Origin of the sequence: Deinococcus peraridilitoris DSM 19664 (assembly GCF_000317835.1) — a bacterium.
GTDB classification, from domain to species: Bacteria; Deinococcota; Deinococci; order Deinococcales; family Deinococcaceae; genus Deinococcus_A; species Deinococcus_A peraridilitoris.
This window is the reverse complement of sequence record NC_019793.1, coordinates 1,657,455-1,671,165: the sequence shown is the minus strand read 5'-3', so window position 1 is coordinate 1,671,165 and position 13,711 is coordinate 1,657,455. Positions and strand designations below refer to the sequence as shown.

General features: G+C 63.7%; 12 protein-coding genes and 2 pseudogenes. 6 read left to right on the top strand and 8 right to left on the bottom strand.

The features are described 5' to 3' along the window. Positions 1-149 precede the first annotated feature (149 nt). A pseudogene (locus DEIPE_RS23020) lies at positions 150-298 on the bottom strand (integrase core domain-containing protein); the annotation flags it as partial. After that, positions 298-522 carry a hypothetical protein gene (locus DEIPE_RS23880; RefSeq protein ID WP_157448809.1) on the bottom strand — a complete coding sequence of 75 codons (225 nt, stop codon included), beginning with the start codon at positions 520-522 and terminating at the stop codon, positions 298-300. The gene DEIPE_RS23880 and the pseudogene DEIPE_RS23020, both read right to left, overlap by 1 nt. 712 nt (positions 523-1,234) lie before the next feature. Between DEIPE_RS23880 and DEIPE_RS24885 the strand changes: the two genes are divergently transcribed. The 5 genes from DEIPE_RS24885 to DEIPE_RS23875 all read left to right on the top strand — a co-directional run bounded on the left by DEIPE_RS24885 (position 1,235) and on the right by DEIPE_RS23875 (position 6,005). Next, the gene (locus tag DEIPE_RS24885; RefSeq protein ID WP_245557610.1) at positions 1,235-1,690 is read left to right on the top strand and encodes a DUF1152 domain-containing protein; all 456 of its coding nucleotides are present in this window, start codon (positions 1,235-1,237) and stop codon (positions 1,688-1,690) included. Positions 1,691-2,074: 384 nt separating this feature from the next. After that, entirely contained in the window at positions 2,075-3,151 is a 1,077-nt protein-coding gene (locus tag DEIPE_RS08145) for an AAA family ATPase (protein ID WP_015235510.1), read from the top strand. A gap of 10 nt (positions 3,152-3,161) precedes the next feature. After that, entirely contained in the window at positions 3,162-5,387 is a 2,226-nt protein-coding gene (locus tag DEIPE_RS08140) for a vWA domain-containing protein (protein WP_015235509.1), read from the top strand. Between the two features lie 20 nt (positions 5,388-5,407). Next, entirely contained in the window at positions 5,408-5,806 is a 399-nt protein-coding gene (locus DEIPE_RS24880; protein ID WP_083865759.1) for a transposase, read from the top strand. 55 nt (positions 5,807-5,861) lie between these two features. Then, positions 5,862-6,005: a hypothetical protein gene (locus DEIPE_RS23875; RefSeq protein WP_157448808.1), complete on the top strand. Its 144-nt coding sequence runs from the start codon at positions 5,862-5,864 to the stop codon at positions 6,003-6,005. A 119-nt stretch (positions 6,006-6,124) separates the two neighbouring features. On the opposite strand, the gene DEIPE_RS08130 is transcribed toward DEIPE_RS23875, so the two are convergent. Further along, positions 6,125-7,048: a DUF3800 domain-containing protein gene (locus tag DEIPE_RS08130; protein ID WP_015235508.1), complete on the bottom strand. Its 924-nt coding sequence runs from the start codon at positions 7,046-7,048 to the stop codon at positions 6,125-6,127. A gap of 159 nt (positions 7,049-7,207) precedes the next feature. Between DEIPE_RS08130 and DEIPE_RS25480 the strand changes: the two are divergent. Next, positions 7,208-7,594 (top strand): annotated as a pseudogene (locus DEIPE_RS25480) (AlbA family DNA-binding domain-containing protein); the annotation flags it as partial. A 297-nt stretch (positions 7,595-7,891) separates the two neighbouring features. Here DEIPE_RS25480 and DEIPE_RS23015 read toward each other — a convergent pair. The 5 genes from DEIPE_RS23015 to DEIPE_RS08105 form a co-directional block, all read right to left on the bottom strand. Beyond that, complete coding sequence (locus DEIPE_RS23015) at positions 7,892-8,848, bottom strand: serine aminopeptidase domain-containing protein (protein WP_015235506.1); 957 nt, start codon at positions 8,846-8,848, stop codon at positions 7,892-7,894. 2 nt (positions 8,849-8,850) lie between these two features. Next, positions 8,851-9,207 carry a hypothetical protein gene (locus tag DEIPE_RS08120; RefSeq protein WP_015235505.1) on the bottom strand — a complete coding sequence of 119 codons (357 nt, stop codon included), beginning with the start codon at positions 9,205-9,207 and terminating at the stop codon, positions 8,851-8,853. Positions 9,208-9,293: 86 nt separating this feature from the next. Next, positions 9,294-10,478, bottom strand: coding sequence for a type II secretion system protein GspD (locus DEIPE_RS08115; protein WP_015235504.1), 1,185 nt, complete (start codon positions 10,476-10,478; stop codon positions 9,294-9,296). Continuing rightward, a complete protein-coding gene (locus DEIPE_RS22120) occupies positions 10,479-12,428 on the bottom strand; it encodes a S8 family serine peptidase (RefSeq protein ID WP_157448807.1) in 1,950 nt (649 codons plus the stop codon). A gap of 122 nt (positions 12,429-12,550) precedes the next feature. Beyond that, positions 12,551-13,696 carry an Ig-like domain-containing protein gene (locus DEIPE_RS08105; protein ID WP_157448806.1) on the bottom strand — a complete coding sequence of 382 codons (1,146 nt, stop codon included), beginning with the start codon at positions 13,694-13,696 and terminating at the stop codon, positions 12,551-12,553. Positions 13,697-13,711: the final 15 nt, after the last annotated feature.

The following is a 13,711-nucleotide window of genomic DNA, read 5'->3' as shown; positions in this document are numbered from 1 at the left end:
CGCGTGCCCCAAGCGGTCGCGCACCAACGAGCGGGCACAAGTCGCGGAAGCGCTCTTGCTGGCCTTGCTTTTCGGTAGGGGTGCTGCCGCGTCGTGCCACTCCTCGGCGAACAACAAGGGCGTCCTGGCGTCATTGCCCCCGTGTTCACGTTGTAAAACCGCCGCCAGGCCTTACTCAGCAGCTGGGCATGCGGCAGCGAGCGGAACACTCCATGTTCAGGCACTCATCGCGAAAACGCGCGTGGAAGCTCTCCGCAAAGCCGTTCTGCCAGGGGCTACCCGGATCAATACGCGCCGTCACTCGGCATGGTGGACGTGATCGAGGCGGTAGGGACGTCCGGTCGCTGCTGGTACTTCCGTCGGTCTGCCGGGCAACCGTCGGCGGTGGTGGCGCTGTTCGGACTGCTGGCTGTTCGGACTGCTGGCGTCGGCGACGGCCGAGTTGACGCGCGAAGTGGTGTACTCGGATGACGGTGCGTGGGACTTCGAGCGCTTTCCAGCTTTGCCTGCGGATTTCGACATGTGGTACCTGCGTCCGGAAGGCACATTGGTGAGGAATTCCGGCATTGGGCTGAACTGCACGTCAAGGGCTTACAGCTCAACTTTCGTCAAGCTGAGTGACACCGGAACAACTCACGCGCCTTGAGTTTTTGCTTTTGAGCGAAGGCTGCTCCTTTTGGGCAGAAGGGCGCCGGGTATCCCTGTGTGACGACCGTGCGGTAGGGTCAAGAGGCATGTTGACGTCCTTACTGCCACCAATCTTCAGCCGCCTGGACCGATCTCGCACGGTGCTGCTGGCCGGGATGGGTGGCGGGTACGACCTACTCTGCGGCTTGCCGCTCCTGTTCGCCTTGCAAGCCGCTAGAAAACGCGTCGTGCTCGCCAACCTGTCATTCAGCAGTCTGGAGCTGACCAGTGCACGGCGAGTCACAGAAGCGCTGTTCGAAGTGACCACGACTACCCGGGCGGACTTGCGGTACTTTCCGGAGTTGCACCTCGCCCGCTGGTTCGCAAGCGAAGGAATGGTGCAGCCGGTGTATGCGTTCACGAGGACCGGGGTGCGACCTTTACTCAAGGCGTACAAACACCTGGTGCAGATGCACGAGGCGGACACGGTGCTGCTGATCGACGGCGGCACGGACTCGTTGATGCGCGGAGACGAAGCGGGACTCGGCACCCCGAGGAGGACGCCATCACCCTCGCGGCGGTACGGCAACTCACGGGGGTGGAGCAGATGCTGCTGGTCTGTCTGGGATTCGGGGTGGATACCCACCATGGTGTGCCGCACGCTCAGGTTCTGGAAGCCACCGCGGACCTCACCCGCTCAGGTGGGTGCCTGGGTGCCTGGAGTCTCACACCCGAGATGCCGGACGTGCAGCGCTACCAAGATGCGCTCGCCTTCGTGCATGACGCCATGCCGGACTTCCCCAGTATCGTGTCGACCAGCGTGCTCGACGCGATCGACGGGCATTTCGGGAATCACCACTCGCTCAGCAGCACGCGTGGCTCGGAGTTGTTCATCAACCCCTTGATGGGCCTGTACTGGGCCTTCGAGTTGGAAGCGGTCGCCGAGAGGAACCTGTACCTCGAGCGCCTCACGGACACCATGACGGTCGGCGCGGTTCAGCGCGCAATCGAAGCGTTCCGAGATGAAGTTTGCGTCCGTCCCTGGCAGAACATCCCGCTGTAAGGAACGTCAGGTCTTCAAACTCTCACGGGTCGCGAGGTCTTCAGCGCACGGTCAGGGTGTACGTGACGTCCTGACGGTTGCTGCCGGCGAGTACAGTGGGGGAGTAGGTGTTCGCTCTTCCCGAGATGCCTGAAGGCCACCTTTTGCAAGACTGCATTTGCGGCACGGCAAGCGCACGTTCCGTTTGATGCTTGCAGGCATGTGCAGTCCGTCGACCCTGACAAGACACGTCACCCCTCTGCGCCCGGCGGTACCAGTGACTCAAACGTGCTGAGCCCTGGCCCGTCACCCTTCGGTGCGCGGGCGCTAACCGGCAAGTTTAGGCCGTTGAGCTCGAGCGCGTGCCGCATACTAAAGGCGCTGCAAGGCGCAAGGAGACGCTGCTTGAACCTCGACCACATTCCCACCGTCGATCACGATGGCCTCAGGGACCTGCTGATCAACATGGGCACCGTCCAGACGATCATGGTGTGGGGTCCGCCGGGCATCGGTAAAAGCCAGGTCATCGAGGACTTCGGCCGTGAGCTCGGCATGCCCGTCTCCATCCTGCTCGGCTCCCAGATGAGCCCGGAGGACCTGGCGGTGCCGCTCATTGACCCGCAGCGGTACGTGACGCGCCTGTGCCCACCGGAGACCTTGATGCGTGACGAAGCGAGCGTGGTGTTCATTGATGAGCTCAACGCCGCCGAGCCGGACGTGATGCGCGCGTTCTTCCCGATCATCAACGAACGACGCATCGGCACGCGTTACTTTCCCGAGGGAACGCTCGTCGTGTGCGCGGCGAACCCGACGTCCTTCAACAGTGTCGCGCGACCCGTGCCGGCGCCCCTGATGAGCCGCATGTACCACGTGCACCTGAAAGTCACCAGTACCCGCGGCTGGCTTGCGTGGGCGGCTGCGAACAACGTCCATCCCCTGATTCACGAGTTCATCGCGGAAACCGGCCTGCGCAGCTTGATCGGCACACCCGGTGATGACGATCAGATCAGCACCAACCCTCGCAGCTGGGCCATCGCGTCCAGGGCGCTGCACGGTTGGAACGTCGATTCTCAACCGGACGCTGGCAGCCCGGAATTCGCGAAACGCGTGCAGAAAATCGTCCAGGGCGCCGTGGCCCGCAAGGAAGCCGAGGAGTTCGGTGCGTGGCTGTCACGCCGCACGCAAGGCCTGTCCCTGCAGGCGATCTTGCGGGGTGAGCAGCAACTGCCGGACGCGAACGCGAACCGTGCGCTCGTCGCTCACCTCATTTCGCTGTTGCGATCACGCATCACCAGTGAACTGCCCCGCCTGGAAGCGGATTTACGCAGTGAATCACGACAATTCACCGATCAGGCCGTAGCGCTCCTGCAGCGCCTCGCGCATGAAGCGCCAGAACTCGCGGGTGCCTTGCTCGCCGACGAGGCAGTTCCCGCGTGGTTCCTTGACCGGCTGGGTCGTCGACTCGCCAGCACCAGCAATTAAGGAGCTTGCCTTGACCGTCACCTTGAAGGACGTGTGGATTCCCCCGCAACTGTCACGCAGCGCTGAAGAACGCACTTTTCGCATGAGACTTCAGTCCACGCGTCTCAGCGTCGCGGGACATCGTTTCATTGAGACGTTCACGCCCGGTGAGGCGTTCATTGCCGCGAAACCCCTGGGTGCGGGCGCGCCGGCCTTGCAGACCATGCCGTTGCGGATCTCCGCGGCCGGCTGGGTGCTCGCGAGTCCCTTGCGGCTCTCCCCGCATGAACAGGTGAGTTTCCTGTGGTGGACGTACCTCGCCGCGCTCGCCGTGCACGCCGTGCGCCTTGACCTGCCACGAACCGCGGCGCGTTGGGTGGCGGATGAACTGGACCGTGACGGCGTGACCCGCTGGCGTGACGCGCCCGAAGAGCAGCTGAGTCCCCTGGTGCGCGTCGCGTCCGCTGCCCTGGTGATCGTCGCGGATGGTGAATTGCACGCCCGGGGTGACGCGCCCGGCACTTCAGATCCGTCAGCAGCAGAGGAATGGGCGAAACAAGGTCGCGTGAACTTCGGCCGCCTGGGCTGGCGTGACGCCCTCACCCGGGTGCGTGACGCCAGCTTCCCGCCGGCACTGGTGGAACCCTGGGGGCCGATGCTGGACGTCAGCGGCGTCCTCCCGCAGGGCGCGCTGGAAATCCGCGGTCCGGTCGCCGAGCAGCTCAAACGTCTCGCCCGGTCCGTGCAGGGACACGCGCGGGACAAAGGAACACCCGCCGAGCACAACGTCAACTGGATTCACGAGCATCCTGAAGTGGACGCCGCCTGGGCCTGCCTGCAGGAACGCGAACGTTCAGGCAGCGTGTCACGGCTCGCTTACCAGTTCGGGCAACGCGCGCGTGACGCCGCCATGCAAGCCGCGCAAGAACGCCTTTCACGCGAGGACCACGACGACCATGACGCGCCCAGCAGCGGGCTGGTCAAGGCAATGCAGGAACTCAGCACGGCCCTCAAACCCGTCCTGGCAGGGCACCGGGGTGACCATGACAACACGCACAACGAGCAACGCGTCGATCGGGTGCTCCTGGCGTGGAGTGACGTCGGACAAGACATCCCGCATCTTCGCCCGGCCCTGAGCGAACTGCAGCTGGAACTCGACCCGGTGCGGTGTTTGCGCTTACGCGTGAGTGGCGTCGCCCTGGATCCGCAGTCCAAGACGGTGTTCGTGAATCTCGGTGCGGGTCTCGGGCAGGATGAACTCAAGTACGCCTTCGCGGAACTCGCCTTGCACCTGGTGCTCGGTCACCCTGCGCGCGGCGCGGACAAGGACGCGGACACCTGGAATTACGCGTGTGACCTGCTGCTCGCCGGCTGGCTGGAGGACATGGGTTACGGCGCGCGCCCGGACTTCGCGCCGTACGATCCCGTCCTCAGCAAGCTCCCCAGCGCGGAAGCGATTTACTTACGGCTGCTGGATGATCCGACGAAGTTACGCCGCCGCGCCAGCTTACGCGGTCAGGGCCTCAGCGACCTGCTGGGCGCCGGTGAGGCCGCCGCGCGCGCCCTCACGGATGAAGAAGACCGCTTGTGGCGTGAAGCGGCCGCACGGGGCATGGAAGAAGCGGACGCACTGCGCTGGGCGGGCACGCTCCCCGCTGGGCTCGATCGCGAGTTGCGTGAACGCGCAGCAGAACCCATTCCGTGGCGTCCGGCGCTCCAGGCGTACCTGGGTTCGATTGTGCCGCGTCGCGTGCGTCGCCGCACGTACGCGCGACCCAGTCGCCGCAGCAGCCTCGACCCGCACGAGCCGCGCGCCGGGCGTGGGCGTGACGAGCCGGGACCGCGCCATTCGCTGGTGCTGGTCGTTGACACCAGCGGTTCCATGAGCGACCGTGACCTTGCCGAAGCGCTTGGCGGGGTGCGCACCACCTGCCAGGTGCTCGGCATTGAGCGCGTACGCGTACTCGCCTGTGACGCGGGCGTCACGGATCATGGCTGGCAGGTACCCTGGCGGGCCGGGGACCGCCTGATCCTCAAGGGCGGCGGCGGCACGTCATTGATTCCGGCGCTCGCACTCGCCGACCAGCTCGCGCTGGAAAGTGACGGCGTGCATCCCGACACGCCCATGCTGATCGTCACGGACGGCCTGTTCGATGATCGTGTTTCACCCGCCCGGGAGCATGCCTTCCTGATGCCGCCCGGCACTCGCCTGCTGTTCCCCACGCGTGCACCGGTATTCACCGTCCGCACCACCTGAGCCGCCGTTTCCACTTTGCGGTGCACCACCTCGGCGCTTGGGTCGGGCGGGACAGTTCACGCGGCGAGGTCATGGCGAGCGCGGCGGTGATTCCCTTCTGGACCACGACGCAGATCTGGTCAACGCACGGGCTGGCACAGATTGTTGACCTGGCCGAAGAATGTGCGCGAATGGTGCGGCAACGCGACGCATCACAACTGGGAAGGTGGCTGGATTCAGCGTTGCACAGCGGCGTGGCGGCTCTGAAGGGGTTCGCGCAGGGTATCTGGCGGGACTTGGAGGCCGTGCGGGCAGGTTTGACGCTGGAGTGGTCAAACGGGCCTGTGGAGGGGCAGGTGAACCAGCTCAAGACGCTGAAACGGCAGATGTACGGTCGCGCCGGCTTCGACTTGCTGAAACAGCGCTTCCTCAGTGCGTGAGCTGCCAGCGCCACCGAGAGTTGGTCAGAGCCTTTATTACTCTGACCTTATAGGCTTGACCGCCCTCATCGTGAACCCGAAAGCGCGGGTGCAGCCTGGAATCAGCAAACGCCAATTGTTGAGACGCACGGACGACGTACTCGCCGCTGCGTACAGCGTCCGTGCTTGCTTGGGATACCGGGACATCTACTCCGACTGACCTCGAATGACGGCTACGGTCATTCATTGCGCAGCTTGACAATTTTTATTTTGACATACTGAGAACAACATGGTATATTGTTGATGGAGGCTCTGCTGCAAGGCATTGCCTTTTCTTTTTTATTCCTCGTCGAACTCCGACTCGCCGAGCAGGGTGCGCTCCCCGACCGGGCGTAGGTCGCGGATGTGGCAGATGCCGAACACGGGCATGTCGCGTTGACGCTGACCATCGAACCGCCGCCCGCGAAACTGCAACTCGGCCGCGGCAAAGCCAAACGGCATCAGTTCTTGGCGAGTCGGTTTGGTCATCTTGTCTCTCAGGCGCCAGCCCCAGTTGAGGCAGTACGCGACAAGGTCTGCGACCTGCACCAGCGTCGTGAGGTCCGAGTGCACCCAGAACGGCTCGGGCAGAATGCGCGTGGCCCGCCGCCTGCCTTTGGCAGTGTCTTGAAAGTACGCGCGCATCTGGGCGCTGAGGCGCCTCGACTGCGTCTTGTCGAGTTCGTCGAACACCACGATGCCGTGCTCGTGCGCTTCGCCCGCCTCCAGGCTGTAGTAGAAGCGCTCGAACAAGTACGAAAAGTCTTTGCGTAGCATGCGGCCCTGTGGTTGAGGCGCGTCAAGCTCGACGATGCTCGCGAATACCCGCACGTCGTGCAGCGCGCACAGTTCCAGCACAAACGAGGCGTACGCGAGGCACGCTTGGGCGTAGGCGGTCAGCTCCAACCTGGTGACTTGTTCTTGCACGCCGCTGTCCCGAGCGCGGCGGCCCTTTTCGAGCAGGGCACGGGCATGATCGCGCCGCGACGATTCCTCGAGCGGGTCGAGTTGGCGCGCCAAGCGGAACGTCTTGGTTTTGAGGAGCTTGCTGCCCTTGAACTCAGGCAGCACGTCCGCGAGCGGCACGCCGAAGAAACGCAGTTGTGCGTCGCGGATCGCGAGGATCAGCTGCCACGCTTCCCGGGCCCGCACACTGATGCCCGCCAGGACCTCGTACGGCGCTTGGTGGTGGTCGGTGCCGCTCTCGTCGATGAAAAATAGCATGCGTGCCTATTATGCCCTGGCGCGCCGTGGTTCTCACTAGAAAGTCGCGGGTGGTGTTGCGGGGCAGCAACTTCGCCACTTTGCGTACCGAGGGAGAGTCGATCCAAAGCACATGAATGCACTCCATCATTCCCGGGCGCGGCACGATAATCAGCACACATGACGGACTACACCGCGCCTGATGACCTGCATTTACAGCACCTCCTCCACGCCGTTACCCTCAAACGCGAACACGAAAAGCACAACTACAAACGGATGATCGCAAAGCCCGACGATGTGCTCAAAGACCTCGTTGCGCTCGCCAACACACCCAGCGGCGAGTACGCCGGGTACGGATACCTGATCATCGGGGTGGACGACGACGGCACCGTGCTCGGCTTGCACGAGCGCGAACGGCACCTGAGCGCCGATGACCGCGAGCGACAGCTGCAAGCGGCCGCCGACAGCAAGATCGCGCCGCACCTCGCGTTCACGGTGCGGGAGTTCACGCTCGACGGCGGGCACCGCGTGCATTTGGTGATCGTGCCACCCAACGACATGGCGTGGCACATGATCGCGGGCGACGGTCCTTTGCGCGGCCACTACGTCCGGCGCGGCGAGCAGCAGCGCTTCAAGATCCGCGTCAGCGTACAACTGCCTGGCGAAGTGCTCCGGGCTGAGGAGCCCCTCGACGAACTCCTCCACGGCTCCAAGGGGCTCGGGAGGGAACCTGAGCTCTCAGTCGCTGGGCATGCACTTCAGTCTATGGGCACACTCGCTCCAGGCGCGCCGCCACGGTCGTGTTTTGTGAACCGAAACACGCTCCAAGCGATCTTCTCTGGGCTGAAGTTAGCTGTCCTGGCTCTACGGAAGGCTTTTGACAAAGCTCGAAATATAAGGCACCAATGGTTCCGAGAGCGCAGCGCTCCGATCGAAGTTCGGACCTTTATTTCCTGCCTGATCTTGAGTAGCGTCCTTAAGGGTCAGGCTCATATTTGGAATGAATTTGTTTTGCCCAGCGTTGACACTTGAGAGCAACTGGCCATCTTCTATACTCACGGCTGGGTTCTGACCCCCCTGAATAATTAGCAGTTGGGTCTTGAGCTTACCGAGTTCTTTGACTGGATCGTATTTACCCCAGGATGCCATGAACGCCAGTTCATTTGGGCCGTACAGTCGAGTGAGTTCTGTTGGCACGTTGGTTGGGGTCACTCCTGCTTTGAGGCTCCTGACAATTCCCTTTTCCGTTTCACGAGCCACGCTGTTCGGCCGAGCATCAAGATCCGCCAGTGCCGTGTCGTACATATTGCGTCCTCTGCCATCAATAGATACCAGCCCAACTACTGGGACCTGTTGAGCAGCGATCGAGCCGACGAGCACCCCTTCGCCATGGCCAATCACCACGATTTTCGAGAACCGACTATCTCCCTTCAGCGTAGCAAGCCAAGCTCTTGCGTCATCGGCGTACTGATCGAAGCTTGTCGGAGGCGTGCGCTTGGTTGGGTCAGGATTGACTCCTCGCTTTTCAAAGCGAAGCGAAGCAATTCCTTGTTGGGCCATTCCCTCAGCCAATAGCTTGTAATGGTTGCTGCCGATCGCGCCACCAGGGAAGTTTCCATCACGGTCCCAATCTCCAAATCCGCTCAGGATGAGAGCCACTGGAACAGCTCCAGCAGCTGACGTCGGGAGTATCAAGGTGCCTTCCTGATCACCAGAGGTGGTTTTGAGCGACAACACTTGTTCAGTCGCTGCCCGAGCATGGAACGCCAAGAGAACGAGTGTCGTGAGGGAGATAATTGCTAGTCCGAGTTTCTTTTTCATGTTCACTCCTTCGTACGGCACATTGTTGTGGGTAGTGTTTCTGTGCTTTGACCGCTAAGGTAGCCATATATCAACTTTGGCCGCTGGCGCTGGTCATACACAAACGCCCGGACGTTCCTCCCGTTGGCCGTCATGGTCATGAACACCAGATCATCACCGCGCGTGAAAAAGGCATTCTGCAAAGGACAAAAGCCGGGATTCAGTTGATAGAAGCGGTTGAGGGCCTGCTCGAAGGCGCCCAATTCCACGCCTTCGTACGCGTACACGCTGGCCTGCCTGACTTCAATCCCAAGTTCCTGAAACGTCCCCTCGAAGCCCGGGACCAACGAACGGTACTCCGCTTCGCCGAGTGCGCGCACGGGAAACTCCTGCGGCTGGTTTTGAACCTGCCGTGGGGCACAGCCCGTCAGGCATACCACACAGAAGAACCCGGCAACTGACTTCCTCATCTTTGATTGGGGCTCAGCACCAGACGCGGCGTCACAATGATCACCAGATCGGTGTTGCGCGTTTCGGTGCGGGTGGTGGTGAAGAGCTTCCCGATGATCGGCAGATCACCCAGCAGGGGCACTTTCTGGGTCGCTTCGATCTTGCGGTTCTCCAGCAATCCACCGATCGCGATGGGCTCCCCATTGCGGACCCTCACGGTCGTGCTGGCTTCCCGGCTGGAGAACTGCGGTACCCCCTGCGAGGTTGTCCCGGTCGGCGTGGAGACGCTGATGCTGAGGTTCGCTTCGACGGTCCCGTCCGGCGCGACTTTCGGCGTCATGCGCAAGGTGATCCCGGTGGTGATGTTCTGCACGCTCTGGGTGTTGTTCGCCCCGGGCACGATCACCGGGGTGGTCTGGGTGGAGTTGATGCGCGCCTCCAGCCCGTCCAGCGTCGTCACACGCGGCTGCGCCAGAACCCGCGCCGCCCCGTTGGCTTTCAGGGCGTTCAGTCCCAGCGAAAGGGTGAGGGGACTGCGTCCCACTTTTCCGAGGTTCAGCAGCTGCGGCGCGTCCCCCTCCGTCAGTTTGAAGGTGAAGATGCTGTCGTACTGCAACCCCAGCGAGGTCGTCAGGTCCTGGTTGACTTCCAGGATCTCCGCTTCGAACATCACCTGGGGCCGTTCGGTGTCGAGCTGCCGCACCAGGTCGGTGATGAGCTGCCGGTCGGCCGGATTCACCAGGATCAGCAAGGCCCGCTGACGCTCATCGACTTCCACCCGCACGTTCGCGTAGAGACGCGTGACCAGCGCGGCCACCAGGGCAGGCTGGGCGTTCGCGAGCGGCAGGAAAATCGGCGCGCGCTCGTCTTTCGGGATGGCGGTCAGGGTGTTCGCCGGCAGGATGGTCAGGCGTTTGTTGTCCGGCGACAGGGACACCGTCGCGCCGACCGGGAGGGTTACGATCAGGTCCGCGCCGCGTTGCTTCCACTGGGTGCCCTCGGGGAACTTGGCGCCTTCGCCGAGGTGCACGTTCGGCAGCGTCACGGTGTTCGCGTTCGGATCGACGGTGTAGCGGATGATTTCCGGGCTGACGATGACCAGCCGGCCATCCTGGGTGGTGGGCGCGACGGTCGTTTCCTGCGCGAAGGCAGGCGAGAGCAGCAGGGCGGACAAGGTCAGAATTCGCAGGGACTTCAGCATTCAGTGCTCCAGGGTCACGGGGGACGATCCGTCAGACGGATTGAAGGTCAGGGCCGGCAGGTCGAGAACGTGCCCGCCCTTGAGAGAAAGGGTGGCGGTGGGAGAAGAGCGCAGTTCGCCGGCTTCCCCGAGAACACGGTTGTTGTTGTCGTCACTCAGCGCCAGCAGGCGAACGGGGACGGCTGGATCGAGATTGCTGAGGGCATACGTACCGTCACTCGCGACGGGCGTCCAGCCGATGACGCTCCCCGCGTCATTCAGGGCCAGCACGTACGAGCGTGGTGAGTACGGCAGGGCCGCGCGGGCACTCACGAGTCCCCGGCCGAACTTGTCATCCTCACCGAGCGGTCCGAGGTCCGTGGCGCTGTTCAGCAGGGTACTGCGCAACAGTTCTTGCGGAACGTCACTCGACAGAGCCAGCGCGGCAATGCCGGCCACCTGCGGGCTGGCCATCGACGTCCCCATCCGCATGCCGTACCCGGGAGCGCCGTTCGCCAGGTCAGTGGAAAGAATGCCGTCCCGCACGCCATCCGCATCCTGATCTGCCGCCGCGTCTCCACCGTAGGCGGCGAGTCCCGTGCCCGGTCCCTTGCTGGCGTATCCAGGCTGGTAGGTGTGCTTGGGGCCCGCGACGCCCGTCACGGCCAGCACGCCCGGGTACGCCGCGGGATAATGGAGGGCTCCGCCGCTGTTCCCGGTCGCGGCGACCACCAGGACGCCCGCGGCCTGCACCCGCGCGACCGCTTCGCGCATCGCTTCACTGTCGTCGGGCGTACCGAGCGACAGGTTGATGACCTGCGCCGGATGGGGGTTCGGGTGATCATCGAGCAGACCGGCCGCCCACAAAATGCCCTGCGCGACCGTGAAGGCGCTGCCGCCTTTGTCCCCGTCGAGGACCCGCACGGGCACCAGTTTGGCTTTTGGCGCGGCGCCCGTCACCTGACCGTTCGCGGCGATCAGACCGGCAACGTGGGTGCCGTGTCCGGCGCGGTCGTCCGCGACAGAATCCTCGTCGACGAAGTCATAGCCGGGCAGCAGGTTGTCCTGCAGGTCCGGATGTCTGAGTGCGATGCCGGTGTCGATGACGGCGACGGTCATGCCATCCCCTTGCGTGGCCTGCCAGGCGAGGGGGAGTCCTTGCAGGGCCCAGAACCATTGCTTCCCCAGGCCAGAGGTCGTCGTCTGTCCTTGCGTGCTGACGGCGTCAGACTGAACCAAGTGATCGAAAGTCACGTTCTCGACGCCGGGCAGAGGCGTCAGGAGGCTTTTGGCCTGTCGAGCTTCGGCGGAAGTCCGGAAGGCCAGGCGGGTGAGATGCAGGGACGGCAGTGAGTCGGCCCGATGTACCCCCAGCAGGAAGTGACCGCGCAAGGCTGCGGGCTCATGACGCACGATCAGGGTGGTGAGGTCGTCTTGATTGCCCACCGACTGGACGGTGACGCTGCGGAGGGCGGCAGGTTCGACCTGGGCGGCTGGGCCTTCTACCGTGCCGCGGACCGTCGCCGCTTCACGCAGCAGGCTGAAAGTCGAGCTGGTATAGCCGCCCACGTTCACCCGCAGGTGCAGGGCGCCGTAGGTGGTGCCGGCGCCGAGGTTGACGCGCAGCTGTCCGTTTACCAGGGAAGGCGTGAGGATTCTGCCGCTGGCGTCCACGCTGACTCCAGTCAGGGTCCCGCCAATCGGCCATCCGGCCCCGCGGAGCGTCAGATTGCCGCCGTCCAGCACGACCGCGTCGATGCGCGGTACGACGGTCGTATTGCCCACCAGGGGCGTCCCTTCGACCTGGATGCTGTGATCGCCCGCCAGCGTGGTCTGGGGCAGCTGAAGGGAAGCCCCGCCTGCCGTCACGGTCGTCGGAACGCGGTCGGCTCCGAGCTTGAATTGGGCGTTCTTCGGGAAGCTGCCGATGACGCTGAGGGTCTCGCCGGGCAACGCGGGGTTGGGGAGCACCGCAGTCAATGAAAGCGGAGGAGGTTCTTCCTTCCCACCGCAAGCCGTCAGCAGAGCGGCGGTCAGGAGGCCCAGCACACCCGAGGCGCGCTGAGCCTTGCTCCCGAATCTCTGCGTGTTCATTATTGGGCGGGAACCACGAAAGTCCGCGGAGCGCTGAAGGAAAAAGCGTCTGCTTGTCCGTTCTGGTTGAAGCCCACTCCCGCGACCCACCAGTAGTAGGTGCCGGCGTTGAGTGGCGCTGCCGTCGCGGGGTAGGTGGCGCTGAGTTTATCGGTGGTTTGCGGAGCGTTCGTCCAGAGGATCTTCGCGGTCGCGTCGAAGGGATTCTTGTCGAAGACGTAGTAGAGGTACCCGACGGCTTCGCTGTTGGCGTTCCAGGTGAGGACGGGTTTGCCATCCAGCAGGATCTGCCCGTCGGCAGGGGAGGCACTTTGCTGCGCGATGGTCATGAAGCGCGCGTCGTCGGCGTTGCTGAGACCCGTTTCGACGGTCTGGTTCTGGGTGATGGCGGTGACCACCCCCAGCAGTGGCCCTTTGGCTTCTTCGGAGGTGATTTTCTTGCTGAACTTCTGGGTGCCGCTGGTGGCGGCCGCCTGGTTGCGCATGCGGGTGTAGGGTCCGGCGAGATCGGTTTTGCCGAGGAAGATCCCGTAGCCGTCCGCACCGGGGTAGGTGGGCCAGCCCCACTCGACCGCGAGCGTGCGACCGCTGTCATCCGCGAGTGGTCGAAGGGCAGAGGTGGCGGCACGCGGGGAACGTGGGGGTTGGGACTGCGGCTGCATTCCCGCCGGGGGCTTCACGGTATCGACGTTCAAAGCCTGAATGACAGCGGTGTCGAGACCATCGTGACTGTCAACGCTGCTGGCAGCGACGCGGGTGTCCGGGGGCAGGTTGAAGCCCGCGAGGTAGGACAGGACCGGTGAGCCGGGATTCTGGATTTTGACGCGGACCGGGTCACTCTCGCCGGAATTGCCGCTGGTGTCGAGGGCGACCGCGTATACCTCGAGGTCGCTGGCGTTGGGGTACTGAGGGGTGAACCAGGACACCACGTAGGGTGCCTGCGTGGCGCTGCCGATCAGGACACCCTTGTTGGTGGCACCGTGCGCGCGGGCGTACACGCTGATCTTGGCGACGCCGCTGTCGTCCTGGGCGCTGAGCTGGACACCGACGGTGCCGCTGAGGGGTTGTCCGCTGGCGGGTGAGGTGACGGAGACCGTGGGAGCGCCCTTGTCGACCTGATTGCAGGCGACCAGTGTGAGCAGCATGGGTAACGCAAAGAT

Excerpts from the sequence above, each read along its gene's own strand:
- DEIPE_RS23880 (WP_157448809.1), bottom strand. The coding sequence starts at position 522 with ATGTCGAAATCCGCAGGCAAAGCTGGAAAGCGCTCGAAGTCCCACGCA.
- DEIPE_RS08115 (WP_015235504.1), bottom strand. The coding sequence starts at position 10,478 with ATGCTGAAGTCCCTGCGAATTCTGACCTTGTCCGCCCTGCTGCTCTCG.
- DEIPE_RS08130 (WP_015235508.1), bottom strand. The coding sequence starts at position 7,048 with ATGCTATTTTTCATCGACGAGAGCGGCACCGACCACCACCAAGCGCCG.
- DEIPE_RS23015 (WP_015235506.1), bottom strand. The coding sequence starts at position 8,848 with ATGAAAAAGAAACTCGGACTAGCAATTATCTCCCTCACGACACTCGTT.
- DEIPE_RS24885 (WP_245557610.1), top strand. The coding sequence starts at position 1,235 with ATGCTGCTGGTCTGTCTGGGATTCGGGGTGGATACCCACCATGGTGTG.
- DEIPE_RS08105 (WP_157448806.1), bottom strand. The coding sequence starts at position 13,696 with ATGCTGCTCACACTGGTCGCCTGCAATCAGGTCGACAAGGGCGCTCCC.